The sequence below is a fragment of the Vibrio sp. R78045 genome, from assembly GCF_042466085.1.
Lineage (GTDB): Bacteria > Pseudomonadota > Gammaproteobacteria > Enterobacterales > Vibrionaceae > Vibrio > Vibrio cyclitrophicus.
The window spans coordinates 472,062-497,226 of record NZ_JAXHBS010000018.1 but is presented as its reverse complement, the minus strand read 5'-3'; the positions used below and the strand labels follow the sequence as shown (position 1 = coordinate 497,226).

The following is a 25,165-nucleotide window of genomic DNA, read 5'->3' as shown; positions in this document are numbered from 1 at the left end:
GCGCTCATTGAGCGCCTATTTTTTTATCTGTAGTTTGAGAAAAATGACGAGCTGATTTGATATGCGCAGAGAGCTAAAAGACAGATGAGAAAGATAGGGAAAAGAGAAGAATATAACGAGTAATAAAAATGCACTAATCCAAAGGTGAATTAGTGCATTAAAAATATCTAACCTAAAGCGCTCTTAACACCTAAGAGATTAGCTAATAATGATGATGAAGGTACCCGCTAAGGTCATCAATATATTGGCTATCGCATAGGTACCTGCATAACCCAGAGCCGGAATGGTTGAGCGAGCGTGGTCGTTTACGATATCCATCGCAGGCGCGCAGGTTCGAGCGCCAATGATGGCTCCAAATAATAAAGCTCGGTTCATCTTCAGCACATAAGCGCCGACCAAGTAGGCGAAGAATACTGGTAGAACACTCACCACCAGAGCAATACCAATGACCTGTGGTCCAACTTGGGTTAAGTGCTCGAATATCTTGCCACCGGCGCTTAAACCTATACCGACCATAAAGAACATCAAACCGAGGTCTTTGACCATGTTTAACGCACCCTGAGGTACGTAACCAAAGGTAGGGTGGTTTGCTCTTAAGAAGCCAAGCATGATCCCCGACAATAGCAGGCCGACTGCATTGCCTAAGCCAAACGAAACCTGACCGAATGTCATGGTGATCAAACCAAACAAAATGCCCAGAATGAAGAAGCTACAGAAAGCCATCAAGTCTGCCATTTGGCTGTGGATCGAGATGAAACCAATTTTCTCAGCTAAGCCGTGAACACGACTCTTTTCACCACTCACTTGCAGCACGTCGCCTTTGGAAAGCACGATGTTTAAGTCCATCGGCATTTCAATTTGTGCTCGAACTACGCGGTTAAGGAAACAGCCATACTCAGACAGATTGAGATCTGAAAGACGTTTACCTGCGATATTGTCACTTTTAACGACGATCTCTTCTTCTACGATTCGTAGATCGAGAAGGTTACGGTCGAAAACTTCTTTACCATTACGGAAGCTTGGGTCGAGACGAGCGTGGCTATCAGGGAAGCCTACCAATGCAATCTCATCGCCTTCTTGCAAAATTGCGTCACCATCAGGGTGGGCGAGAATACCGTTACGGCGAATACGTTCAATGTAACAACCCGTTTGACGATAGATACCTAGTTCACGCAGGTTCTTACCGTCTGTCCAAGATATAAGCTCTGGTCCCACGCGGTAAGCACGAATTATTGGAAGATAAACCTTACGTTGGCCAGATGCCCCTAGACCGCGTTCTTGAGCGATTTGCTCTGCTGAGTCATGCAGGTTTACTTTTTGAAGTTTTGGAATGAGGCGAGCGAACATAATCATACTGATTAAGCCGACTAAGTAAGCCATCGCATAACCCACAGAAAGGTTTTCGATGATCAAACCTAAATCCATGTTTCTTGGTAATTCTGCAATCCCAGAATTGAGAGCATCTTGAGCACCAACTAATATCGGCGTTGCCGTTAGGGCTCCCGCCATCATGCCTGCTGATAAGCCAAAGTCTAAACCAAGGTAGTGGCTGCTGAAATACGTTAAAGCAATTGCGGTAGAGAGTACGACAAGGCTAAGAATAAGGTAATGCTTACCGTCTCTGAAGAAGATACCGAAGAAATTAGGCCCAGCTTCGATACCAACACAGTAAATGAAGAGCATAAAGCCAATAGTGAGCGCATCTGCATTAAACGAAAAACCCAGATGTCCCATGATAAGGGAAGTAATCAGAACACCGATTGAGTTGCCGAGTTGGAGGCTACCGAAACGAATTTTACCAATGGCTAAACCAATCGATAAAACAACAAAGATGAGAAGGATAGGGTTTTGTTCTAGCAGAAAAACAACGTCGATATTCACAGCGGTCGCTCAATAATTGGCGTGAAACACAGGGTAAGTTTGAGAGGTGAATTGTATCTAAATATAAATAAATTATAAGCGATATTTTGCTATTTTACTTGATTTTGACCTGATTCTTATTCGGTACGAAAACTTGTTATGAAAAAAACCCGCTACAGGGAGCGGGCTTTATATAAATCTGACAGTCTAACGGTAAACTGGTTAGCTGCTTAAGGCTTTAACCTCGATGCTCGTAAGAGACAATTTAGCTTAGTCAAAAAGGCCTAAGTTTTCTTTTGCGTATGCTTCAAATTCTGTGCAACCGCCAATGTGGTCTTGGTCGATGAAAATTTGTGGCACTGTATCTACCGGCTTACCTACTGTTTTTTCCAGGTCAGCTTTGCTGATGCCTTCAGCGTGAATATCAACATAACGGTAGTTGAAATCATCACGCTTCGCTTTAAGAGTTTCAGCATGCTCTTTTGCACGAACACAGAATGGGCAAGCTGGGCGACCAAAAATAACTACAAACATTTCATTTCTCCTAAATACGGGATGAGGCTCGTTAACCTAAATATGTCAACTATTCTTAAACTGAATACGACTCAAAAATTCTTGAAACCAACTATGCCCTAATGCCTTAGGGAAATAAAGATGGAATTGCCTCTTAATACAATAGGTTTTGCCTATCAGAGCAAATAATGTTCATAAAAAAGAACATGGCAGTTCTCTTGTGAATGTTGACGATGAGTACCCTTATTATAAGAATGTGAATTACCCCTAAAAATAGGACTTTAATCTGTCTTTAATACGACAAGTTGCACCTCGTCAAAAAAATCAGCTGCAGAACGAGGCATCTTAGAAACAGATATAGAACCACACTCTGTATTCTTCGCTGATGTTACTACGTCAATATCGTGGTTATGTTTGAAACACAAACGTCATATTCCAAATACCAAGAGTTCGCAGTTTTGTTTAGTCATACATAGGCGCAGGAGGCACCATGTTTCAGTTTATGACATCTACAAAGATCATCTTTGGTGATGGGGCATTAAAGGCTTCATTGTCTCTCTTTAATCAATATGGCTACAGTGTTCTATTGGTTACTGGTAATACGTTAGAACGAACTTCAATCGTCACCGATTACTTTGATGCGCAAAGCATACGTTATCAACACATTGCGGTCTCAGGTGAACCCAACATAAAAATGGTAGAAGAAGCCGCCATTTCTGCTCGTCGATTTAAACCTGACATGGTAGTGGCCATGGGTGGAGGCAGTGCGATTGATATGGGGAAAGCTTTAGCGGCGATTCTACCTAATCAAGGTAATTTATACGACTATGTAGAAGTGGTTGGTCGTAATGTTCCTTTGAAAACCAAACCTATTCCGTTTATCGCTATCCCTACAACGGCGAGTACGGGGGCAGAAGTAACTAAGAATGCGGTGCTCAAATCAGGCCAAGATCAAGTCAAGGTTAGCCTTAGAAGCCCAGACATGCTGGCGAACGTTGCGATTGTTGACCCTACTTTAACTCATGGCACTAATCTGTATCTATCGGGGCGTGGTGCGATGGATGCATTTACTCATTTAATGGAAGCCTATGTGTGTGGTGACCCTAACCCGCTGACCGATATGATTTGCGAGGAAGGGCTGCGTAAATTGAGTTCATCTGTGGTTCGGGCATGTATTGATGATGAGCCACAAGCACGTTGTGATCTAGCGTTTGCCTCTATGCTTGGTGGAATGGCAATCACTAATGCTAAGCTTGGTGCTGCTCATGGTTTAGCGTCTGCGCTAGGTGGTAAAATTTCTGCGCCACACAGTATTATTACGGCTCGGTTAGCGCCATATGTAATGTTAGAAAACATTGCCGTAGCAAGAGAACAGAAACGAGACGACATCTTAGTACGTTATAAACGAATTGCTCAAATAGTGACGTATAATATAGAGGCTAAAGAGGAAGAGGCCGTTTCTTGGTTATCTGGAACATTAAATACTCTCCAGTTACCAAGTCTACTCGAATTTGGTGTGTGTGCCGCTCAGTTTGATGAAGTGTCAGCCGATGCATTAAAATCGGTCGCAATTAAAGGCAATCCGCTACCGCTGAATCGAGAAAGGTTAGTACATATTTTACAGCAAGTTTGTGAGGAGTGCTGTTGTGATCAGAGCTCTGATAAGAACGCTTTATTGAATCAAAAAGATCGGTCTCAAGAGGTTGAGTCGAGTTTTACATATATTAATTCTTATGCGTCTGAAAACGGAGTGGTTGAAAAAGGCAATAGTTGGACTATTTAACCGTATTTGTTTTGGTAAAGAGAACATTAAAAAAATTCTTTCGGAAAGACAAATAAAAACGGAGCACTAGGCTCCGTTTTTTAATTCGACTTGTTCTCAAGTCATGTGCTTTCTGTTCATGTCTTAGCAGGTTAGAACTGAGAGTACTTCTCGTAACGTGAATCACGAAGTGACTCTTTAACGCGTTTTAGGTTCTCTCTGAAACCAGAGCCACGACGAAGCGTAAAGCCTGTTGCTAGCACATCGATAACCGTCATTTGAACGACACGGCTTGCCATTGGCATGTAAACGTCTGTGTCTTCCGGTACATCCAATGAGATAGACAATGAACTCGCTTTATCTAGTGGAGAGTCTTTTGCTGTGATAGCAATAACTGTCGCACCGTTTTCACGCGCTAAGTTCGCGATCTCAACTTGGCTTTTAGTTCGGCCTGTATGAGAGATAAGAACAATAACGTCGTTATCACTGCAGTTAATGCAGCTCATTCGTTGCATCACGATGTCTTCGAAACATGTGATCGGAATATTAAAACGGATGAACTTGTTTTGAGCATCTTTGGCTACAGCAGAAGAGGCACCCAGTCCGAAGAACGAAATGCGTTTTGCTTGAGTCAGCAAGTCAACCGCACGGTTTACCTGCATCGCGTCGAGACTGTTTTTAGCAACGTCTAAACAAGCCATAGTCGATTCGAAAATCTTGTGTGTATAAGCATCTGGGCCATCATCTTCTTCAACGTTACGGTTCACGTAAGGTGTACCGTTCGCCAAGCTTTGAGCTAGGTGAAGTTTAAAGTCAGGGAAGCCTTTTGTGTCTAAACGACGACAGAAGCGGTTAACTGTTGGCTCACTCACGTCAGCCATTTTAGCTAAGGTAGCAATGCTAGAATGAATTGCAGTTTGAGGGGAAGCCATAATTACTTCGGCTACCTTACGCTCAGACTTGCTGAAATTTTCCAGGTTTTTTTGTATTTTTTCTAATGTATTCATAGTGTTCACAAGGGTATAGAGAACAACTTGCTAGTTAATATCTTTTTACCAGGGGGTATGGCTGAAACAAATATCAGTAAAACATGACTCAAAATATTTTTTTGCATGTAAATACCGCTGCTTCAAATAGATATCAAGCTAACTAGCACCATATAGTCAGTATAAACCCAACATACTATTTACTAATACAAAAACACGGCATGAATGCTTAAGAATATGACAAACCTCAACAAAATTTTAGAAAACTACAGAACTGGAAGAGATTTTGAGTAAAAAGAGTGCAAATTGAGTACGAACTGACAGCTTAGTTACATCAAAAAGAAAGAAATTTTCAATTTGATGCAACTAAAATTGAATGGCTATGTGTTGATTTGCGTAACCAACTTGGTGATTTTACCCATCAAGTTAGGGGCTAGTGTCGATATTTCGCGCTGTTCTTCAAGTACCGAAGAAAGAATGTCGTTGCCTGTTAGTGGGTTCGCTAACACAACACGGAAAACGATGATTGGTTGATGCGCCCAAACTTCAGGGTTCAAACGAGTTCTTGAAACAAAAGATCGACCTGTTTCACGTTGTTTTTTCTGAATGAACTTAGTGAGCTCGTTCAGCAACTCATTCAGTTCAATACGTTCTTTTGCATCGGCTTTAAGTAGGGCGGCTTTAACTGATTCAGGCACATAGCGGTAAGTCAGTAGGCAAAGTTCAGGCTCTGATACCAATTCAAAATCGTTTTGTTGCTTGATCAAGTCGGCAAAGTAGCGCGCTTTGTTAATACTCTGGTCGATCAGTAGCTCATAACCTGGACGACTGATGATGTGCATCGAAGCATAAACCAGCATGGCCATGCCTGAGCGAGAGCCTTCTAACGTATGGCTGCCGAGATCTTTAGATCCTTTACGCAAAATATATTGAGCATGATGTTCAATAGCAGTCATTGCGTCTGGTTTTTTAAACAGAACCATACCCGCACCCATAGGGATATAAAGCTGTTTATGTGCATCAATCGTAACTGAATCCGCCAGCTCAATGCCATCAAGCAGGTGGCGATAATTATTCGACATTAAAGTCGCGCCGCCCCAAGCAGCATCCACATGGAAGTGGCAATCAGATTCAGCACATACCTCGGCAATGTCTCTTAACGGATCGATATTACCGGTTTCTGTTGTACCCGCTACGCCAATAACAGCGAAAGGTTTTATCTTGTTCTGCTTGAGTTGTTCTATTTTCAGTCTTAGATCGTCTGTGCAAATTCGGTTGTTGTTGTCGGTTTTAACAGACACTAGGCCTTCTTGACCGATACCGAGTACATCAGCGGCTTTTTTAAGAGAGTAGTGACCACGTTCAGAGACTAAGATGGCAAGGCCTTCATAGCCGTAGTGCTTCATGGCTTTGAATAAGCCTTCTTTCTCGACACCTTTGAACGAACCTTGTGCTTTCAGTGCATTGTTACGTGCAACCCAAAGCGCAGTAATGTTCGCGATGGTACCTCCAGAACAAAACGCACCTAGAGAGTGGTTTGCGCTGTGCATCCAACGAGAGTAAAACTGATCACTATCTTGATAAATCAAGCGATGTAGCATGCCCAGAACTTGACGTTCTAGGGGAGTAAAAGCTTTTGAGGTCTCGATTTTTACTAGATTCTGATTGAGGGCAATCATTATCTTAGAAAGCGGCATCAAGAAATACGGCAGGGCAGACGTCATGTGGCCAATAAAACTTGGCGACGACGTATGTACCGAATGAGACACGAGAGAATCGAGTAGATGCTCAGTATGTTCAGAAACAAATTCAGGCTGCTCAGGGATATGAGCATTTGAAAAATCTTTCTCAATTTCACGCAGCGGCTTTTCTTCAGCCACAATGTGTTCACGTAAGAATTGATTCAGGTTTCGTGAAAGTTTGTCTTCAATTTGAGTGAGTGTTGAATCTGGGCCTTCAGGTACCGTGAAGATACGTAAAAGACTGTCGAAGCTAACATCTGCTGTTTTTTGTTCCGTAACCATAGCAAGCGAGTTATTTTTTTTTATATTGACGCGAGCGGGACAATCTAAACGAAAACGGGAACAATGTCCCGTCTTAATTATGAAATCCAACTTCTCAAAAAAGCATATTAAATGAGGGGTTATTTACATTTAATCGCTTCAAGTTTAGCAATTGACTGGTTGTAGCGCTGCAGTGCTGTGTCGATCTGCTTAGGGTGACTAAGCAATTCTGCAAACGCTGAACGTAGTTCGTAGTTTTGAGCGTGAGGCGTTGATTGGCGGTCATCGAACGTTGTTTTTGCGATTTGGCCAAGCTCATCATTACGCGTTGAAAGTGTCTTAATGTCGTGTTGTTCTAATTGCAACCAACCTTCAACTGGCTGCTCAGTAGCGACTTTACTTGAGTCGTTAACTAGGTAGTAATTGACCGCGGCACGATTAAGTTCAAAGTGGTGTTTACGACCTTCTAGGAACCACTCACTGACTTCTGTTAACTCTGGGTACTGTTCAGACGTTAAAGCAGCAAGGTCGGCATACCAATTCAAAGAAGCGTCGATGTACGCATCATATTTTGTTGCTTGGCACTGATTTGTTTCAGACATAGAATCTGCTGCAAAAGAGAAAGTAGAAGTTGAAGCTAGCAGTAATGCGACGCAAAGGCGTTTCATAGTGGTTCCTTTTGTAAGTTTATTCTTTTTATAACTTTGTCGTTACAGAGTACCGTGATCATTATTTGTTGAGCAATGACACTTCGTGTCTTTTTATTTCGGTAACTGTATCGGTATCTTGGGCATTTCAATTCGAGATGCATTCTAATCTAAAACAATTACTATTCCTGCGATCTAGTTAGCAAGAGATACAAAGAACAACATCAAAATCGGGACAAGCAAGCTTAAAATAAAGCCACTGACAATCGCGATAGGAACGCATCGAACGCCTCCTGTGGTTTGAATCACAGGTAAGGTGAAGTCCATCGCCGTTGCCCCCGCATAACCAATCGAGGTGCATGGATAGCTACGAATCAGAACTGGAATCAATACCAAGGCAACCAGTTCTCTTAGCAGCTCAAGCATGAAGGACGCCCCCCCATAGACTGGACCAAAGGCGTCACCCATCAAAATACCGGCCAATGAGTACCAACCAAAACCTGAAGACATCGCCAAAGCTTTGAACAGAGGTATATCAAGAAGATAAGCCGCGATAACGCCACCTACCAATGAGGTGATGACGATTGTTACCGCGATAACCATGCCGTGCTTGTTGAGCAAGATTTGCCGAAGCGTTAGTCCGCTATTACGAAGTTGGATGCCGATGAAGAACAGAAGTACAAACAAAATCCATTCACTGGCGGTATCGACCCAATCCAGGCCGATAGGCAACACCAAGCCAGCGATAAGGCCAGAGCCCACCACTAAGATTAGCTTGGCCGATTCCATCGCCATAGAGGACAGAGGGAGCTTCTTTTTGCTGCTGTCAGTTTGAAGTGGCAGTAATTTATCAATAGCAGGCAGTGCCATTAGGTTACAAGCACCCAAGCAAACAAAGAAAGTGACAGTATATAGAAGGATTGTCTGCAGGTTGCTACCTAGATTATCAAGCGCGGCTAAGCTTAGGCCCATAAGCGCCAAGATCACGTAAATTAAACGCGAGGTAGAGCGGTTGATAAACTCTAGCGTTTGAATATTTGAAATAGAAAAAAGATACCCCACGACGAGTGGTGCAAATATAAAGATCATCCCTGTAAACATGCTTTCCCCATTGCATTTACTTCATATTACATATACTTAGCTTTTAACGGTTGCCTAGAAGCCGCTAGTGTTTATAACGTCGTTTAGCTTTGCATTAAAATCATGTTTACTCAAGTTGCTTAATTTATAAAGCACCTCTGCACCAGTCACATTCAGTTCAACTTCGTGCTCGTCGATGTTCTCGTCCTTGTTTCTGAACATCAATAGGTGGTTAGCAATTCTAGCGATATCCAGGTAAGACACTTCACGCTCTTCTTGTATATTGATGGTGTTGCTACACACATCAATAAAGTCGCTATCGAAACCCCAACGTCGTAAAACTAGCTTACTTGTCGCCGAACACTGACCTTGGAAGATTTGCAGGGCGATATCGTGGTTGAGGTAGTTACCGTTTTCGAGATAGAGGTGATATTCGCTGACTAAACAGAACAAACCTATGTCTGCTAATAACCCAACAAGCAATGATTTTTCATGTTCAAGATAGCGATATTCAATAGGGGAAAGCTCTTTGAATCCATTGGTCACGAGAACCATGGTCGCGCCAAGCTCTTTGGACACAGAAGCACTCTGGACCAAAAGTTGGTTACATTCGTTGCTAAGGTTTACTGAATGCTTGAGTTGCTCAATTGCTTGAGCTGTAACAATGTCGCGTACTCTCAATATACCGAGGCGAGAAACCGCTGTCACAATATCGACGCAAGTAATGTTGCGTCTGTTAAAGACGACAGAGTTAGCAACGCGAATCACAACGGCCGTGAGGCCAGGGTCCTCAAGTAAGCACTCGGCAACTTCGGCAATCCCGGTTGAATCGAGGGTACAAAGTTTCTGAATTTTGAGTACAACGTTAGGTATAGGAGGAAGTGTTATTTTTCCCGCTGAGATAGAATGACCAACTAATTGGGCAAACTCTGATTCTAGGCCCTTTAATAGAAGAGCTTTATTTTGTGGTAGCCAGAAAAACGATAAATGATTCATATAAAAAACAACAGCAGGTATGTCGTACTATTTTACAAGCCACGATGCTGAGAGGCAATACTGATCGGGCCACATAAGCTCCGAAAGTTTGAACCGATGTATCACCAAATGTCAGTATTCTACTCAAATTTGATAGTTTACTGTGAAGTCAATCATGAAATACTGGAATAGACAATTAATTGATGTGAACTAAGTCCAGACTTATTTTTCTTTTCGAAGTATCATTTATTTTAAAGGTGAGAGACGAAACATAATATTCATCTAAACAATAAAAAATAGATTAAAAATTTTTCGCATAAAAAGCTGCTTGTCTGGTGATCAACCTAATCGGGGTAATTTGATTAAGGATCAACGGATATGACCGAGACAGCATTTATTAATTACATGAATCAATTTGGTAAGCATCAAAAACGTTCTATGTTCGGAGGTATGGGCCTCTTTCAAAATGACGCCATGTTCGCTTTGTTGAGCGAAGGTTGTTTATTTATTAGAGGTGGAAAGTCATTAGATAAAAAACTGACAGATCTTGATTGTGAAAAGTATCGTCATGTAAAAAAACAGACGACAGCAACCGTAAACTATTACGATATTACTGACTTGTTTACATGTGAACACCCTGATTTGGATAGCATTATTCGTACTTCAATCGATAATTCAATTCAGCAACGTAGCTTCAAAAAATCATCAGCTAGCCGTCGATTAAGAGATCTTCCGAACATGCAACTTACACTAGAGCGCATGGTTAAGAAGGCGGGTGTGGATGATGTTTCAATGTTTATGCAGCTAGGCGCACCTGAAGTGTTTAATAAGGTTCGCAAAGCGTACGGCAATGATGTTGACCTAAAACTACTTTGGAAATTTGCGGGTGCAATTGATGGTATCCATTGGAAACTGTTACAAGAACCACGCAAGCAGCAATTATTAAAGAGCTGCCACTAAAGAAGTTGTTCCTATATGCTTAAGATTATTGTTAATAAATAAAAACCGAGGAATATCCTCGGTTTTTTTGTTTCTGTCTTAGCCTTGATTATTGGAAAGCTAAGTGCCCATTGAGAGCAATCTTTTCAAGTATTAGTACTTGAAACGAGCTGTGAACATTAGCTGATCACCGTAGAAGTCGTTGATACGAGCTTCTGCACCTAGAGAAAATAGCTCTGTAGAGTGGAAACGTGCGTAAACAGAACCAGTCCAATCATCATTGTCATCGATTGAAACGTAACCACCTTTACCACCCACTTCTAGTTGTGGACCAAGCCATTGGCGAACACCAACGTTTATTTCCATACCTATATCCGTCGAACTAGAGTTCTCAGGTTGAACGATGCGCGCTAGCATTTCACCTGTTAGATCTGCCCAGTTGTTTAATGGTGCGTGGAAACCAAGACCTACAGCTGAATCGTAATCGCCTTCAAATTCTGAATCGATACGTGCGATAGCGTGAGCATTCGGGTGAATTGACTTACTGAACGCGCCACCAAACGTTACTGGGCTAGCACCGATACGTGCTTCAAAGTAATCGTAGTTAAAGTTGCTCATTACTTGTGGTTGTTCATCAACAGCTAGTGCTTGGCTAGATGCCAGTAGCATAGCGGTAGTAAGTAGAATTTTGCGCATAACGACAGTAAACCTTTATTTGTGTTAATTCCTTTGGTTTGAGATAAATCAGGCAAACCATAAACATTGAGACAGTTTAATCTAACTCACGGAAAAGTAATCCATAAAAATGCCATTCATTTGTCAATTAACTAAAAAATGACCAAATCAAGGGTTACTCTGCAACTGAGATCTCATGTTTTAGATACAATTCATCAAAATGTAAGCGTTAATAAATAAAATCTCAGTGCTATGCTGTGCAAGCTAAAATGCGACTCGCCGAGATTAAATCTCTATTTGACCTAATTTAATCTTTGTTCGCTCAGCTTGAACGGCTATTCCTTGCTTTAATAGCTATCAGAAAAGTTTAGTCTGACCACTTGCTTCTAATCGTCATTACCACCCGTATGGGGCTGGGAGCTATTCGCCAAAACTTGTTCGTTTGTCTGCCATGGCGGTCAGTATGCGCTCGGTATCCAAAATGGAAGTCCAGTTTAGCAATTGCTTGTCGTTAGCAATGACATAGTCAGTCAACTGTTGAGTAATTGTGTCTCGGAGTTGATCACCCTGCCAAGGTTTAGATATATAGAAATCGAGTGCAGCGTTATTAATTGCCGTCACGGTATCTTCTAACCCTGCTTGCCCTGTGAGTAGCAGTTTACGTGTCGGTTTAGTGAAGTCGTGTTGGTTGAGTTCAATAAGGAAATCGATCCCTGTTTTGTCCGGCATGATGTGGTCACATAAAATTAAAGCGAGCTTAATGCCATCTTGGCCCATCTCTTTGATTACTTGTTTGGCTTCATCGACCGATTCTGCACCTTCAACGATAAAGTTTTCTTCAAATACCGCCAAGTCTTGAAGCACACTGTTGAGAACTTCCGGTTCATCATCGACACATAAAATTAGGTACTTATTCATGAGGTGCTCCTTCTTGTTTGAATGGAAGCCAAACCTGCATGTCAGTATGGCTTCCTGCCTCAGACTCCACCAAAATAAATCCTTGATGAGTCGAAACAATTTGTTGAGAGATGGATAATCCAATTCCTAAACCAAAGTTGCCTTCTTTTTTGGTCGTAAAATTTGGGTCGAAAATCGTATTGATATGTTCTTTGTCGATACCGTGGCCAGTGTCGGATATTTGCACAACCAAAAAAGAGTCATCCCCTTTTTTTTGCTGAGACGTTGTGATCGAGACTTTTCCTCTTTCTGAAAGTGCGTCGAGCGCGTTGGAGATAAGGTTCGTCCACACCTGTTGCAGTGCGAGTGACTGACACAATAAAGGGGGGAGGTCGGTATCGTAGTGTTTTTCTAGCTCGTGAAATTTAAGCCTGTTTTCAAAAATAACTAGCGTATCTTCTAGCCCTTCGTGAATGTCCGCGTAGTGGCGAACCTCTTCATCTTCTCGGGCGTAGCTTTTTAGGCTTTTGACCATGTCGGCAATGCGTTTGCTGCACACTTGAATTGAGCGAATCGAGTTTCCAACATAGTGATAATGCTCTAAATCATTGAGCAGCTCTTTACCTGCGACAGGGGAGTCTTTCAAGGTCTCTAGAACCGTAGAATCTTGGCATAGGTTAAGCCTGACTGCTTTTTTGGCTAGCGCCCGATCATCGATCGTTGAGGTCAAATGTTTTACTAGCTGTCTTTCTTGAGCCGTCGATAGTGGCTTGGCCAGCTTCGAATGCGCTAATACTTCGGTCCCTTTGTTTGACTCTGGGAGAGACGAGTTTTCGAGTATCTGATCGAGATGTTCAGATAAGGTTTCAATACTTCTCAATATTGCTGCGATAGGGTTGTTTAACTCATGAGCGACGCCCGCGACGAGTTGACCCAACATCGCCATCTTCTCTTTTTCTATTAGCTGTTGATGCGCGGATTCCAAAGATTCGAGCGTTTGTTGGAGCTTAATCTTATTGGTGATGCTTCTTTGCAAGCGTCGGTTAAAGTGACGAAGCAATAAATTAGTAAACAGCGGTAACAGAGTGCTGTTTGAGTGCATAACCTGAGCGAAACTGTCTTTATCAAGCTTAATCACTCGTGTTTGAGTCAGAGTTATCGCGGTAGAAAACGAAGGCTCACCAGTCACGAAGGACATCCCACCGACAATGTTCCCTTTGGAGTGACGTACTACTTCTCGCTGTTGCCCTAATTCATCTTTCTTGTAGAGTGCAGCTTCACCCTCAATGAGCAACCACAGAAAGCGATTGTCTTCGCCCTCAACCGTCAGTAAATGCTCTGGTGAATAATCACGAATTGCTTTGGTTTTATCGTCTTTAGAGAAGACATCTTGCAGGGCACTAACTACGCGCTCAGCTAGAGCATTATCAGAAAGCTGGTGGTAGTCGTGAATGAACCCCGATTGGAAAGAGTGAATCTTTTGTTCAATGTGCGCTCTGAGTAAGCGCTGTTGATCCAATGCATCACTGTAAGAGAGCAGGTTTTCTGAGTCGTATTGGATAACAAAAGAAGTCAGCTCTTTTTGCGCTGATTTGAATAGAACCTGATCTTGAACTGGTTTGGTTAGACAGTGATTGAGTCGACCTTCATTCACAGCGGTTAGAATGGATTGAATGTCTGACGAGGCGCTGACTAATATCGTTCTTGCGGTATTACTATGAGGCAGCTGTTCAAGTTCAATAAGAAATTGCACGCCATTAAATTCAGAATGATGATGAGTGATCACCAAGGCAACGGTTTGGTTGTGATCATGGATATCTTCTAATGCGTGATGTGCGTCTTCTATGTTCTCGGCAGTATAAATATCGAATACAGAAGCCAACGGAGCCAGCTCCAAATGTATTCTTTCAATGCTAACCGGATTATTGTCCAAACAGATAACAGCGTATTGATTCACAGCTCAACCTTAATAGTAGCGACGCTTCTAGCCTAGCAAGAACCGACGAATAAGGATGAGAGCTAACCGTTAATTTATTGAGGCAATCGAAGTATCGAGCAATAGACTGATTTAACTCAATGTTTCTTGTTTGCTACTGATGGGTTAGACTAAAAAAAACAGACACGTGTAGAAAGAGAACTCATGGAACAGTTAAGAAAAATTGGCGCAATCGGCGGAGCAATCTCATTGGCACTTTGTTGGCCACTAGCGGTTGGGCAAATTGGACAAAACGCGATTACTGATGGCGTTGCAAAGCTTAACAATTCAAGCATTCAAGCTGAGATCGTGGAATACGATAGAGGTTATTTATCTTCTAATGTTAAAACACGTTTAACGGTGACGGATGAAAATCTCAAAGAGCAACTCGCGCTTGATGGGATTCCGAGTGAGTTTGTTATCAACAGCGCGGTTAGCCATGGTCTAGTCAGCCTAGGTGCGCTGTCGACATTTGAAAATGCAGATATTCTTCCTCTGACTCTTACTACCAGCACCGAGTTAAACGGCAACACTGATTTTAATTTCGAGTTGAGTCAGTTTAATTATCAAGGTTCTGATGATAATGGTACCTCAGTCTCTATCACGAAATCGAACCTGTCTGGCCATGCCACTGTATTAGGGCAAGTCGATTACAAGCTTACGGTTCCTTCTGTGCAAATTGATTTTGAAACCGGTGAAGAAGTGACACTGTCGAACCTGACGGGTGTTGGTTCTGGCCAGCAAGCAAAAGGCTATTGGTTAGGCTCACAGAATTTTACTATCGATAGCTTCCTAGTTTCGGATTCGGCTATGCAGCCATTCATGACTATCGAAAATTCAAAGTACGATTTTGAATCTCACCTTGATGAAGCGACTAAACGTCTGCGCAGTAATCTCAAGTTGGATATCGCCAATATCGAGACCAACGAAGGTCAAGTGAATAACTTAAACGTCGATTTCGAAATGGCGAAACTGGACAGTGAATCGTTTGAGAAGATCTTTGAAATATACCAATCAAATCCGGTTCTGACTCAAGATGATGTTGCAGAGATCATTCCATTCATCGATATCCTGTTTGCTAAAGGGTTTGACCTTTCAATGAATAATATGTCTCTACAGCTAGGTCAGGGTGAATTTGACTCTAAATGGTTGCTGAGCGTACCCGAAGGAACTGAAAACATCAGTAGTAATCCTTCTATGATTGTTCCTGCATTAACGGGTAATATTCACTCGAGTTTCTCAAATGGACTTGTCGAGGAGTACCCATTCATCCGTGAAGGTATAGATGAATTGATCGTAATGGAGATGATCAAGCAAACAGAAAGTGGTTATGAAATCAGCGCTGACATAGCAAACGGAAATCTAGTGTTTGAAAATGGACAAGAAATTCCATTAATTGCGCTACTTATGCCGGTTTTTGTTCAATAAAAAGAACAGGCCTGAATACTGGTAGGGTGTTTTAACGAGTTAAGTTAAACATTTTGTACGGTACGAAACAAAAGAGGTCTTAAGACTTCTTTTGTGGTTTTTATGTTGGGGAAAACATGGTATTACTTGCTTAGTTATTATTTAGCAGGAGCAATTACCCCCATGGAACTTACATTAGATAACGTCTTTAACTTTAGTGCTGGTCCAGCGGCACTGCCTAAACCAGTAATGAAACAAGCACAAGCTGATTTCATTGATTGGAATGGTTTGGGTACTTCCGTTATGGAAATCAGCCATCGAAGCAAAGAGTTTATTAAAGTTGCCGACGAATCTGAGCAAGACCTACGTGATCTTTTGAATATCCCAGACAACTACAAAGTTCTTTTTTGTCAGGGGGGCGCTCGTGCTCAATTCGCTGCTGTGCCTCTAAACCTTCTGGGTGACGCAAAGACTGCGACTTATATTGATGCGGGTTACTGGGCAGAAAGCGCAGTGACAGAAGCAAGTAAGTACTGTGAAATCGATGTATTCAACGCGAAAACATCAATTGATGGTAAAGCGGCGGTTGTACCAGCTAAAGATTGGAAAATCGATCCGAAAGCAGCTTACGTGCACTTCTGCCCAAATGAAACTATAGATGGCATTGAGATCAGCGAGCTACCGCAAACTGATAAACCAATCGTTGCCGACATGTCATCAAATATATTGTCTCGTCAAATCGATGTTTCTCAGTACGGCGTTATCTACGCGGGCGCTCAAAAGAATATTGGTCCTGCGGGTATCTGCATTGCTATCGTTCGTGATGATCTACTCGATCTTGCAAACGATGTGCTACCGAGTATTCTTAACTACAAAGTGCTTGCTGAAAAAGACTCAATGTTTAACACGCCACCAACGTATGCTTGGTACTTATCGGGCCTTGTATTTAAATGGCTGAAAGCTGAAGGTGGTGTTGAAGCAATGGAGCGCGTCAATCAAGAAAAAGCGGCGCTACTTTACAACGCGATTGATGATTCTGCTTTCTACAGAAACGATGTTCACACAGCAAACCGCTCAAGAATGAATGTGCCATTTCAATTGGCGAAACCAGAACTGGATAGCAAGTTCCTTGAGCTAGCTGACGCTGCAGGCCTTAAATCACTTAAAGGTCACCGCGCTGTTGGCGGTATGAGAGCTTCGTTATACAACGCAATGACACTAGAAGGTGTTCAAGCATTGGTGAGCTTTATGAAAGAGTTTGAAGAAAAATACGCTTAGTAAGCGAACTTCAATATTCACAATTCGAAAGAGGAGCTTGATGCTCCTCTTTTTTTATTTCTTTGAAGCGGTAAGCCTGCCTTCTTAGCTTCTAACTAGGCTCTTGTACGACAAGTTATTACAAAGTAGAAAGTAACACTTCACTTGTTTTATTAAGCCCCATCACTGCTCGTATCTCACCATTAGCACTTACACTCTCCGTTGACCATTAACACGAAACTGCTGTGGGGTAACATCAAAATAGGCCTTGAAAGCTTTGATGTATGAAGAGTCGTTCTGATAACCCACTTTGTCGGCAATATTTTGAATTGAGAGTTCTTCATCCAATAAAGACAGCGAGTAAATCAGTCGTATTTGCTGTCGCCATAATTGAAACGACGTATTGAATTCTTTTGAGAATAACCGCGATAACGTGCGCTCTGATGCGCCTACTTTCTTCCCCCATTCACTGAGCGACCAATCTAATGCTGGAATATCTGTAAGCGCTTCAAATATTAGTTTTAAGCGTCTGTCTTCGGGTAATAATAGTTGAAAGGTCTGTACATTACCTTTCATGATTTGGTCATGTAAAACCGCGAGCAAACGTGATACTTCCTCATCACTTTTGTGTCCTTCACACTGCCTTCGGAGCTCTTGTAACAGTTCATTTAAGAACGGCGTGAGCGTAATGGTTCGCACTTGAGGATCATAGGTCGTGCCAAAATCAGGATTGATATAAATGCCGACAAACGTCGTATGACTAAGTGCGATAGATTCATGTGGGATACTGGCAGGAACAAACAAGGCTGAGGTGTGTGGCACAAGGTGTTGGTAGTGATCAGTTTTGGTTTGCAACAGCCCTTTGATGGGAAAGATAACTTGATGCCATGTGTGCTGATGCATTTTGTCAATATACCCTTTGGGCATGTCGATGGTCTTCACCAATGCAGGTGAATGGAAACTGGTAGCCATCATTTCATTTGAAGTCATGACATCGGATTGAGAATCAATTTGGCGGGTTAGCATTGTTAACTGTCCTTACATCTCTATCCTGACACAGGTTCGCTAGGCTATCATGTTGGGAAACGTGAATGAAGCCGCGAAAGAAAATGTATGCGATATCAAGTTGGAATATCCAAAGAAAACGGCATGTTTAAGCAAGCGGCAACGTTAATCAAACGATAGATCAAGCGATAAAGTTCAGCAGACAAGTTACGGTTAAAAGGGCAGGGATATGAAAAAGTTAGGCGTAGTGAATAGTGTATTAACAGGCAAGACTGTGGACTTTGCACACGGATCAAAAAGTGCCATTAACAAACAAGTTGTACCTAGTCGTCAACATGCCACAGAGCTTGGTTTTACAAATGACGAGCAAGGCGATCCTCGTTTCCATGGTGGTATTCAAAAAGCCCTTCATATTTATCCAAGTGAACACTACCCAGCTTGGCAACGCGAGCTAGGCGACAAATCGATTTTCCAAGCTGCAGGCGCATTTGGCGAGAACCTCAGCTCAAGTGGTATAACTGAAGCGTCAATTTGTTTGAAAGATAAGATTCGCATTGGTTCAACAGTGTTGGAAGTCTCACAGGGACGTATGCCTTGTTGGAAGTTGAACGTAAGATTCGAGCAAAATGATATGGCAAGAAGACTGCAAGATACTCTTCGTACTGGTTGGTACTTTCGAGTATTGGAACACGGGAATATTGGAGCTGGTGACGAGATTATTTTGTGCGAAAGACCTTATCCTGACTGGTCTCTAGCTCGAATCATGGGAGCGGTCTTCACTGGTTGTCTCGATAAACGAGAGTTAAGCCAATTAGCTGATTTGCCGTTAGTTGAATCCTGGGGAAAGCTTGTTGAACGACGTTTGGAAACGGGTGAGGTTGAAGATTGGGAAATGCGATTAGTTGGGCCAACATTGGTCAACTAATTCAATAGCACCAAATGAGATGAATGCCGCTTTTGCGGTATTTTTTTTTGCCTAGGCAATACTTAAGGGTATGATATGTTGTCACGTTGTCCTATTTCTTCATGGTTTTTTGCTATATAACGTATCGCCAAAAAATAACAACTAGCAAGTGATCGCGTAGTGATGAGGTTGGTTTGTGTTCGAATAATTAAGTTTGACCCTGATGTTTTTTTACCTATTGGAGTGATGTGTGAGACTACTGAGTATCTTGCCGGCGTTTTTTCCGATGTTTACTTGTGCCTCTACACTCGAAATATGGGCGGGTATCAACTATGAAACCGCCGACTATGTCAAAGAACATATTGAGTCGATGACCGAGCATTACGTTGAAATTCGCCCATTCAACGTCAACAGTATTCGTTCAGAGCTTCTTGTTGCAGATCCTAGGGATAATATCTTCCCAGATGCTATTTGGGTGCCTTCCGATTTCCTAGGGTTAAGTGAATATATCGATCTTGCTACCCTCCCTGAAAATTGGGTTAATACCTCACGCTATGAGAAGAAAGCGCTTGATGCAGTGGTTATCGACGGTGAGCTTAAAGCGCTGCCTGTTGGTATTGGTAATCAGATAGTGTTGTATTCAAATAAACCACAATCTCAAGTCATTACTTGGGAGTCGTTAATCCAACGTTCTGCAGATACGAAGCAGGTAAGCCTTCTTTTCCCTAATCCAAATATGTACTTCTATTTGGCATTTTATCAGCTATTTTCAAAAAATTTGCTTTCAGCGCAGAATGTCAATGGCAAAGGTTTGGTCTCGGTTTTTGAGTTTATCGAGATGCTTGAAAAGACAAATACTATTGAACGATCTTGTGATGAAGTATGCGCTAGGCAGCAATTCATTAATGGTGAAGTTGAGTTTCTAATTGATGGAGATTGGGCGTTTAGTGAACTTGATTCGGCTTTTGGTGAGGCTTTACACGTGAATTCATTGCCGACGTATCAAGGAAGATCTATGTCCTCTTTTAGTGGCGCGAAAGTGTTCGCTATCACCAAAAAAGGTATGGAAAATCCAGAGAAAAGAGAGGCATTGAAGGAGGTGGTTGAATACTTACAATCGAATCGCTTCACCTACTTAGCTCACTCAAATGCAATGATCTCTCCATTTTACGAAGTGAATCAACGTCGAGTAAAAGAGGGGAATCACACCTTTTCCAATATGTACGATGAGTTTCAGTCGTCGCAAATGATGTCGAGTGATTACCGAATGGCGATTGTATGGGAAGCGTCTGCAAGGGCATATGAGCGATTCAAGTCAGGTATGCCAAAGGCAGAGTTGCATAAGTTCTATGATGAATTCGTGCTCTATTACTCGGCGACGATGAGGTCCGGCAATTGAAACTTTCTCTAAAGTACACCATGGGGTTAGTACTACTTGCTTGTTCATTGCTTCCTGTTTATGTCGCTGGACAGCTTATATTGAATCAACAAAGCCAAAGCTCTCTAGAGCAAAAAGAAATCAAGTTGGCCAATTCGACTATCGGTATTGAGCAAACGGTATTTGACAAAGTTAATCTCATCGCAAGCCTTACACAATGGTATTCGCAGGATCGCTCTTTGATTAAGGCGGGAGGGAATATCTTTTTCTCGAGCGTAGTCTGGGACAAGATGGATAGTTTTAATTCGTTGGCTGATAGCGTGTCAGCCACGTACATACTGGATCGTTACTGGAAACCTATTTATGACAGCAAGGGCAGTTTGTATCACTTTGAGAAAAGTCAGTTACTCGAAGATTTGAAGCAGCCGCTTTTAACCTATAAGCAAGGAAAGCTGTTTCACACTGAATTTACTGAACCTGAGTTAGTGGATGATGCCAGTGCAGGCATTGCGTTTGTTGCTCCCATTTTGCCTTATCGGCTTATTGAAGGTTCTAGTTATACACCGCAAGGTTATTTGGTTGTACTGATGGGTTACGACCGGTTGGAGTCCAAAGTCACCCCCTTCCTATATGAGAATGAGTCGGTCGAGTTTAATCACGTTCCTCACTCTGGTTTAGAACGCACTAGCGTCGAACGCACTAATGCAGAGAACACTGCGTCTGAAACGAAGCTCGTTTCAATAGGCAACGACTTGTTTTCAGCACCTTTAAGGCTCTCGATAAAACATAATGTTTCTGACAGTGCTCGATTGTTAGAAATGCAACAATCAGAGGCGGTGTTTGTCAAAATTCTATTCGCAACATTAGCCATTGCTATTGTGTGTGCTCTGCTTTTAAGTCGTTTGTTCTCACAACAGTTGAACTTGCTAACAGAGTCGGTTGGGTCATATTCGAGTAATAAGTTGCCTAATCATAAACTAGAAGAGCATCGTTTTACGGAGTTCTTCACTCTCAGCAGTTTATTAGGAAAAATGTGGGCTCGAATACAGCATCAACTCAGTGAATTAACGGTACGAAATGAGCAGTTAATTTCTGCTAACTATCAGATTGCCGAGAGTAATAACAAGCTAGAAAATTTCAATATACAGTTAGAGAAAACGGTAGAAGAGAAAACCAGCAGCCTAGCGTATTCATTAGCCCGTGAAGAATCACATAAGCATCGAATTCTCAAGATTGTTCAGTTTGCTTCGATGAGAAAAAGTGTTGAATATCGCCTAATTCCAGAGCTGGTTAATGTACAACTTGTATCGATATTGCCTAACTGTTGTATGCAGTTCAGTTTTAGTGATAAGCCCGAGAGCAGCAAAGCGCTATTGGATTCTAAAGCGCTGTTGGGTTCTAAAGTGCTCTTGGATTCTAAAGTATTGGTGGATTCTAAAGGCGCCACTATTGGCTACTTTGTTTCTAAAGAGTTTGATCGTCTGAGCGAAGAAGACGTATTAATTTTCGATTTGTACCAAAAACAGTTAGCCAGTTGGATAGAGCTAGAAAACATCACTCGAGTTAACATGCAGACAGGCTGCTATAACCGAAAAGCGTTTAACGAAGATTTTGAGTTTAGTAAGCGGTGTGTCGTCAACAACCGAGATACACTGTCTTTATTTATTATTGATATCAACGGATTGAAAAATACGAATGACGTCTACGGGCATAAGGTCGGAGATCAGTTGATACAGTGTAGTGTGGAAGTTATTCGTAAGCGACTGGATAGTATGAGTAATTTGTACCGTTTAGGAGGAGACGAGTTTGGGATCCTCACTTTAAGCGGTCACGGTCAAGATCTTCAAAGTGCAGGTTCATTGGTGCAGTGTCTGTATGCGGACCAAGAAGGACAAGTTATTGAAGCTAAAGCTGGTATCTCTATTCCGGTTCGATTTTCTATCGGGTCTTCGTGCAGCGAATCTACCGATCTCGATAATCTGTTCGCTGTCGCCGATGAGGATATGTATAAACAGAAACGCCATTATTATCAGTCTTTGCTTTCGACAGACAAATAACAATGAATAGAGAAAGAGGAGCATGATGCACCTCTTTTTTCATATATCTAACTCTATATTGCTCTTCTGCCACCGATTCGCCATGTAGCAGCCACTACAGCCAGAAATCCTTTAAAGGCATGTCATCGCTGTAGTGATGAGCAATCTGCGCTTGGAGTAGCTCTGCGGTTGCAATGGCATCCACTAGTGCGTGGTGTGGCGTGTAGTCCGGTAAGTGGTATCGACGACGACTTTGCCCAAGTCTTACTGATGCCGGCTTCTTGCCTTTGAGTTTATTCCACAAGCCACCGGCCAATTTATGCTGAATTTGAGATTCTATTTCTAGTGTATCTAATACTGGAAACTCAATGCCTTCGCCTAGCCTTACTTTTAACGCGTTGTCCAAGAAATCACGCTCAATTCGACGGTAATGAACAACTGGAATGTGGCCTGCCATTGCCCCCAAAATATCTTCAAGCACTTCATTTAAATCTGGAGCATCAATAATGTCATTGTGAGTAATGCCATGGATGACGACTGATTCTTCTTCTAGTTTTTGTTTAGGCCTAAGTGTCCAGTGTCTTGCCTGTCGTAGATAAATACGATTGAGCGTAAACGGGACTAACCCAATGGTAATGATGCCATCTTTAACAGGGTTTAAGCCTGTGGTTTCAAAGTCCACTGCTAAAAAGGTCACTTCAGAAAGTGGTGTATCTGGAGCCGGAAGTGGCTCACTATAAAATTTCTGCAAACGCTCATCTTTTGAACGCTCTAGCTTTTGCGCAAACTTAAAAGGCCAGTCCACCGCAGGAGTTCTAAATAATTTACTCATAGTCCCTACTTAAACTTATTGCTAGCTTGATAACGGAACTTAAGGAAGTTTTGCGCGTTGCTAAGAATTTGGAATGCGTCCTTCAAGTTACGACGTTCAAAATCTGAAAGGTTTTCGGGTTCAATGTTGTTATCAGGCTCGATGTTATTGTCAACATCGTGTGCTTGATGACGAATACGAACTAGAGAGATAAACTCCATGGCGTCTTTCAAGTCTTGTGCTCTACCTTTTGGCAAAATACCGGCGTCGATAATGTCATCCAAACGTTCAAATGAGTTCTTTGAACGAGAAGCCACCGCTAAAGAGTGAACACGAATTAAGTCTGCGAGTGGCGCGGTGCCACGACGTTTAAGGTTGATCGAGTTGTTGTGACGGCCATCTTTCTCCATTACGAAATCTTTGAAGAAACCCAGAGGCGGTGTGCGGTTGAGCGCGTTACGAGCAAGACACGCTAAGAAGCGATTATTCTTACGTGCACGTCTTACGATGAAGCTGTTCAATTGCTCAGCCCATTTTAAGCGGCCATACACGCCATCTAAATCAAAGAAGATGGAAGCATTTAGTAGTGCTTTCGGGTTCGGATCATCAATCCAATCGGCAAAGCACTCTTCCCATTGGCGACGTGTCATGCGCCAAGTAGGATTTGTCGCCATGATGTCGCCAGTACAGTAAACGTAACCACATTGATCTAAACCGTCACAGATAAAAGTGGAAAGCTCTTCAAAGTATTTACCATGCTTTTTCTCGTCGTACGTATCGTCAAGAATGATGGCATTATCTTGGTCTGTGACTAGCAGCTGTTCGTCACGGCCCATAGAGCCGAGTGCAAGGAAACAATAAGGAATGGGCGCTTTACCCAGTTTCTCTTCACCTAACTCGATAATACGTTGTTTAAAGCTACGGCCAATTACTGACATAGCGGTACCAACCATATGTGCGTTGGCGTCTTCGTTGACTAGACGAACAAAGCTGTCTTTTACTTGTTCTGAGAGCACTTTGAGATCTTCAATACTCTGCTGTTGGAAGATACTGCTTACCAATAATAGGGAGTTTTGAGATTCGTAACGCACGATATCAGTTGCTTCGATTATACCGATTGGCTTCTTGTCTTTTAGTACTGGTAGGTGATGCACGTTGTAGCGAAGCATAGTCATCATTGCTTCGTATACATAGGCGTTATGGTCTAGCGAGATAACCTCGGCTGTCATTACGCTTGATACTTCATCGGATGGGTCGAGGCCTTCTGCGAGAACGCGTGTACACAAGTCTCGGTCCGTGATAATGCCGATAACAGGCGTTGAGTCGTCTTCATCGTCTTCAACAATATCTGGGTCAATAATGAGCAGTGAAGAGACGTTGTCTTCGGCCATCATGGTGGCAGCTTGCTGAATCGTGCGCGTTTTTTCGATCATCGGTGCTTCACTGGTGAGCAGTGTTTTCACCTTAGAGGTCGTTAAATCATTAGCGTCGTTGCTGTCTGAATTAGCTTGACGAAGGCGGGCGTTGTCTTCGACTTCAACGAAGTCGGCAAAAGAGTCATAGTTGTCATAGAGTTCTTGGAAGATTGGCTCAGGAATGCAATAGAGTAGGGTATCTTCGGTCGCTTTCACTGGAAAACGAACCTTGTTGTTGGTCAGCAAGCCCATTTGGCCGAACAAGTGCCCTTCATCAAGGCGGTTATAGAGTTCGCCTTTACGACGATAAACTTCTACTTCACCGCTTCGAACGATATAGAGATCATGAATTTGGTCACCAAAGTGAATGATAGGTGTATCTTGGCGGTAATAAGAAATTTCTACGCTACTGGTCACTTTCATCAAGGCCTCCTCAGGGAGTTCTGTGAAAGGTGGGTATTGTGCCAGAAAGTTCTGAATCTCTAATAACTCAGCATCCATAATGATCATCCATTAGTTTGTATGATTTCATGGTACAACATTTGATAATAATTTGCCGTGACAAATCAATCTGTGAGCTAAAACCTTTTTAAAGTCTTATGGATAGACTAATCTTTCAGTTAATGGAGTGATTGCTTAA

At 42.3% G+C, this 25,165-nt stretch carries 20 protein-coding genes; 7 read left to right on the top strand and 13 right to left on the bottom strand.

Annotated elements, in window-relative coordinates:
- Nucleotides 1-198: 198 nt before the first annotated feature.
- Both SJY39_RS23930 and SJY39_RS23925 read right to left on the bottom strand, forming a co-directional pair.
- The gene (locus SJY39_RS23930; protein WP_010441471.1) at nucleotides 199-1,881 is read right to left on the bottom strand and encodes an aspartate:alanine antiporter; all 1,683 of its coding nucleotides are present in this window, start codon (nucleotides 1,879-1,881) and stop codon (nucleotides 199-201) included.
- A 249-nt stretch (nucleotides 1,882-2,130) separates the two neighbouring features.
- Nucleotides 2,131-2,394 (bottom strand): GrxA family glutaredoxin, encoded by a 264-nt coding sequence (locus tag SJY39_RS23925; RefSeq protein ID WP_009847069.1) that lies wholly within the window; start codon nucleotides 2,392-2,394, stop codon nucleotides 2,131-2,133.
- Nucleotides 2,395-2,863: 469 nt separating this feature from the next.
- Between SJY39_RS23925 and SJY39_RS23920 the strand changes: the two genes are divergently transcribed.
- Nucleotides 2,864-4,156 carry an iron-containing alcohol dehydrogenase gene (locus tag SJY39_RS23920; RefSeq protein WP_016793756.1) on the top strand — a complete coding sequence of 431 codons (1,293 nt, stop codon included), beginning with the start codon at nucleotides 2,864-2,866 and terminating at the stop codon, nucleotides 4,154-4,156.
- Nucleotides 4,157-4,287: 131 nt separating this feature from the next.
- On the opposite strand, the gene SJY39_RS23915 is transcribed toward SJY39_RS23920, so the two are convergent.
- The 5 genes from SJY39_RS23915 to SJY39_RS23895 form a co-directional block, all read right to left on the bottom strand.
- On the bottom strand, nucleotides 4,288-5,142 hold the full coding sequence (locus SJY39_RS23915) for a MurR/RpiR family transcriptional regulator (protein WP_004734686.1): 855 nt from the start codon (nucleotides 5,140-5,142) through the stop codon (nucleotides 4,288-4,290).
- Nucleotides 5,143-5,501: 359 nt separating this feature from the next.
- Nucleotides 5,502-7,145: a pyridoxal-dependent aspartate 1-decarboxylase PanP gene (gene panP, locus SJY39_RS23910; RefSeq protein ID WP_372275277.1), complete on the bottom strand. Its 1,644-nt coding sequence runs from the start codon at nucleotides 7,143-7,145 to the stop codon at nucleotides 5,502-5,504.
- Between the two features lie 119 nt (nucleotides 7,146-7,264).
- Nucleotides 7,265-7,792: a hypothetical protein gene (locus tag SJY39_RS23905; RefSeq protein WP_010441462.1), complete on the bottom strand. Its 528-nt coding sequence runs from the start codon at nucleotides 7,790-7,792 to the stop codon at nucleotides 7,265-7,267.
- Nucleotides 7,793-7,966: 174 nt separating this feature from the next.
- Entirely contained in the window at nucleotides 7,967-8,872 is a 906-nt protein-coding gene (locus SJY39_RS23900) for a lysine exporter LysO family protein (RefSeq protein ID WP_010441460.1), read from the bottom strand.
- Between the two features lie 54 nt (nucleotides 8,873-8,926).
- Nucleotides 8,927-9,847, bottom strand: coding sequence for an HDOD domain-containing protein (locus SJY39_RS23895; protein ID WP_010441455.1), 921 nt, complete (start codon nucleotides 9,845-9,847; stop codon nucleotides 8,927-8,929).
- A 357-nt stretch (nucleotides 9,848-10,204) separates the two neighbouring features.
- Between SJY39_RS23895 and SJY39_RS23890 the strand changes: the two genes are divergently transcribed.
- Nucleotides 10,205-10,786, top strand: coding sequence for a TfoX/Sxy family DNA transformation protein (locus SJY39_RS23890; RefSeq protein WP_010441453.1), 582 nt, complete (start codon nucleotides 10,205-10,207; stop codon nucleotides 10,784-10,786).
- Between the two features lie 132 nt (nucleotides 10,787-10,918).
- On the opposite strand, the gene SJY39_RS23885 is transcribed toward SJY39_RS23890, so the two are convergent.
- From SJY39_RS23885 to SJY39_RS23875, 3 genes are all read right to left on the bottom strand, one after another.
- The gene (locus SJY39_RS23885; RefSeq protein ID WP_004734692.1) at nucleotides 10,919-11,461 is read right to left on the bottom strand and encodes a hypothetical protein; all 543 of its coding nucleotides are present in this window, start codon (nucleotides 11,459-11,461) and stop codon (nucleotides 10,919-10,921) included.
- 399 nt (nucleotides 11,462-11,860) lie between these two features.
- Nucleotides 11,861-12,358: a response regulator gene (locus SJY39_RS23880; protein WP_010441451.1), complete on the bottom strand. Its 498-nt coding sequence runs from the start codon at nucleotides 12,356-12,358 to the stop codon at nucleotides 11,861-11,863.
- Nucleotides 12,351-14,294 (bottom strand): ATP-binding protein, encoded by a 1,944-nt coding sequence (locus SJY39_RS23875; protein WP_029189644.1) that lies wholly within the window; start codon nucleotides 14,292-14,294, stop codon nucleotides 12,351-12,353. The genes SJY39_RS23880 and SJY39_RS23875 overlap by 8 nt, the downstream gene beginning before the upstream one ends.
- A gap of 183 nt (nucleotides 14,295-14,477) precedes the next feature.
- On the opposite strand from SJY39_RS23875, the gene SJY39_RS23870 reads away from it, so the two are divergent.
- Both SJY39_RS23870 and serC read left to right on the top strand, forming a co-directional pair.
- Nucleotides 14,478-15,740 carry a DUF945 family protein gene (locus SJY39_RS23870; protein WP_010441447.1) on the top strand — a complete coding sequence of 421 codons (1,263 nt, stop codon included), beginning with the start codon at nucleotides 14,478-14,480 and terminating at the stop codon, nucleotides 15,738-15,740.
- A gap of 162 nt (nucleotides 15,741-15,902) precedes the next feature.
- Nucleotides 15,903-16,997: a 3-phosphoserine/phosphohydroxythreonine transaminase gene (gene serC / locus SJY39_RS23865; RefSeq protein WP_010441446.1), complete on the top strand. Its 1,095-nt coding sequence runs from the start codon at nucleotides 15,903-15,905 to the stop codon at nucleotides 16,995-16,997.
- 189 nt (nucleotides 16,998-17,186) lie between these two features.
- Here the strand turns inward: serC and SJY39_RS23860 are convergent, their stop codons facing one another.
- Nucleotides 17,187-18,002 carry a helix-turn-helix transcriptional regulator gene (locus SJY39_RS23860; protein WP_016793757.1) on the bottom strand — a complete coding sequence of 272 codons (816 nt, stop codon included), beginning with the start codon at nucleotides 18,000-18,002 and terminating at the stop codon, nucleotides 17,187-17,189.
- 208 nt (nucleotides 18,003-18,210) lie between these two features.
- Between SJY39_RS23860 and SJY39_RS23855 the strand changes: the two genes are divergently transcribed.
- The 3 genes from SJY39_RS23855 (at nucleotide 18,211) to SJY39_RS23845 (ending at nucleotide 22,320) form a co-directional block, all read left to right on the top strand.
- Complete coding sequence (locus tag SJY39_RS23855) at nucleotides 18,211-18,906, top strand: MOSC domain-containing protein (protein ID WP_010441442.1); 696 nt, start codon at nucleotides 18,211-18,213, stop codon at nucleotides 18,904-18,906.
- A gap of 229 nt (nucleotides 18,907-19,135) precedes the next feature.
- Nucleotides 19,136-20,284, top strand: a complete 1,149-nt coding sequence (locus SJY39_RS23850) for an extracellular solute-binding protein (protein WP_016793758.1) — start codon at nucleotides 19,136-19,138, stop codon at nucleotides 20,282-20,284.
- A 20-nt stretch (nucleotides 20,285-20,304) separates the two neighbouring features.
- Nucleotides 20,305-22,320: a GGDEF domain-containing protein gene (locus tag SJY39_RS23845; RefSeq protein WP_016793759.1), complete on the top strand. Its 2,016-nt coding sequence runs from the start codon at nucleotides 20,305-20,307 to the stop codon at nucleotides 22,318-22,320.
- Between the two features lie 94 nt (nucleotides 22,321-22,414).
- On the opposite strand, the gene SJY39_RS23840 is transcribed toward SJY39_RS23845, so the two are convergent.
- Both SJY39_RS23840 and SJY39_RS23835 read right to left on the bottom strand, forming a co-directional pair.
- Nucleotides 22,415-23,131, bottom strand: a complete 717-nt coding sequence (locus tag SJY39_RS23840; protein WP_010441437.1) for a 3'-5' exonuclease — start codon at nucleotides 23,129-23,131, stop codon at nucleotides 22,415-22,417.
- A 5-nt stretch (nucleotides 23,132-23,136) separates the two neighbouring features.
- A complete protein-coding gene (locus SJY39_RS23835; protein WP_010441436.1) occupies nucleotides 23,137-25,026 on the bottom strand; it encodes a DUF294 nucleotidyltransferase-like domain-containing protein in 1,890 nt (629 codons plus the stop codon).
- Nucleotides 25,027-25,165 lie beyond the last annotated feature (139 nt).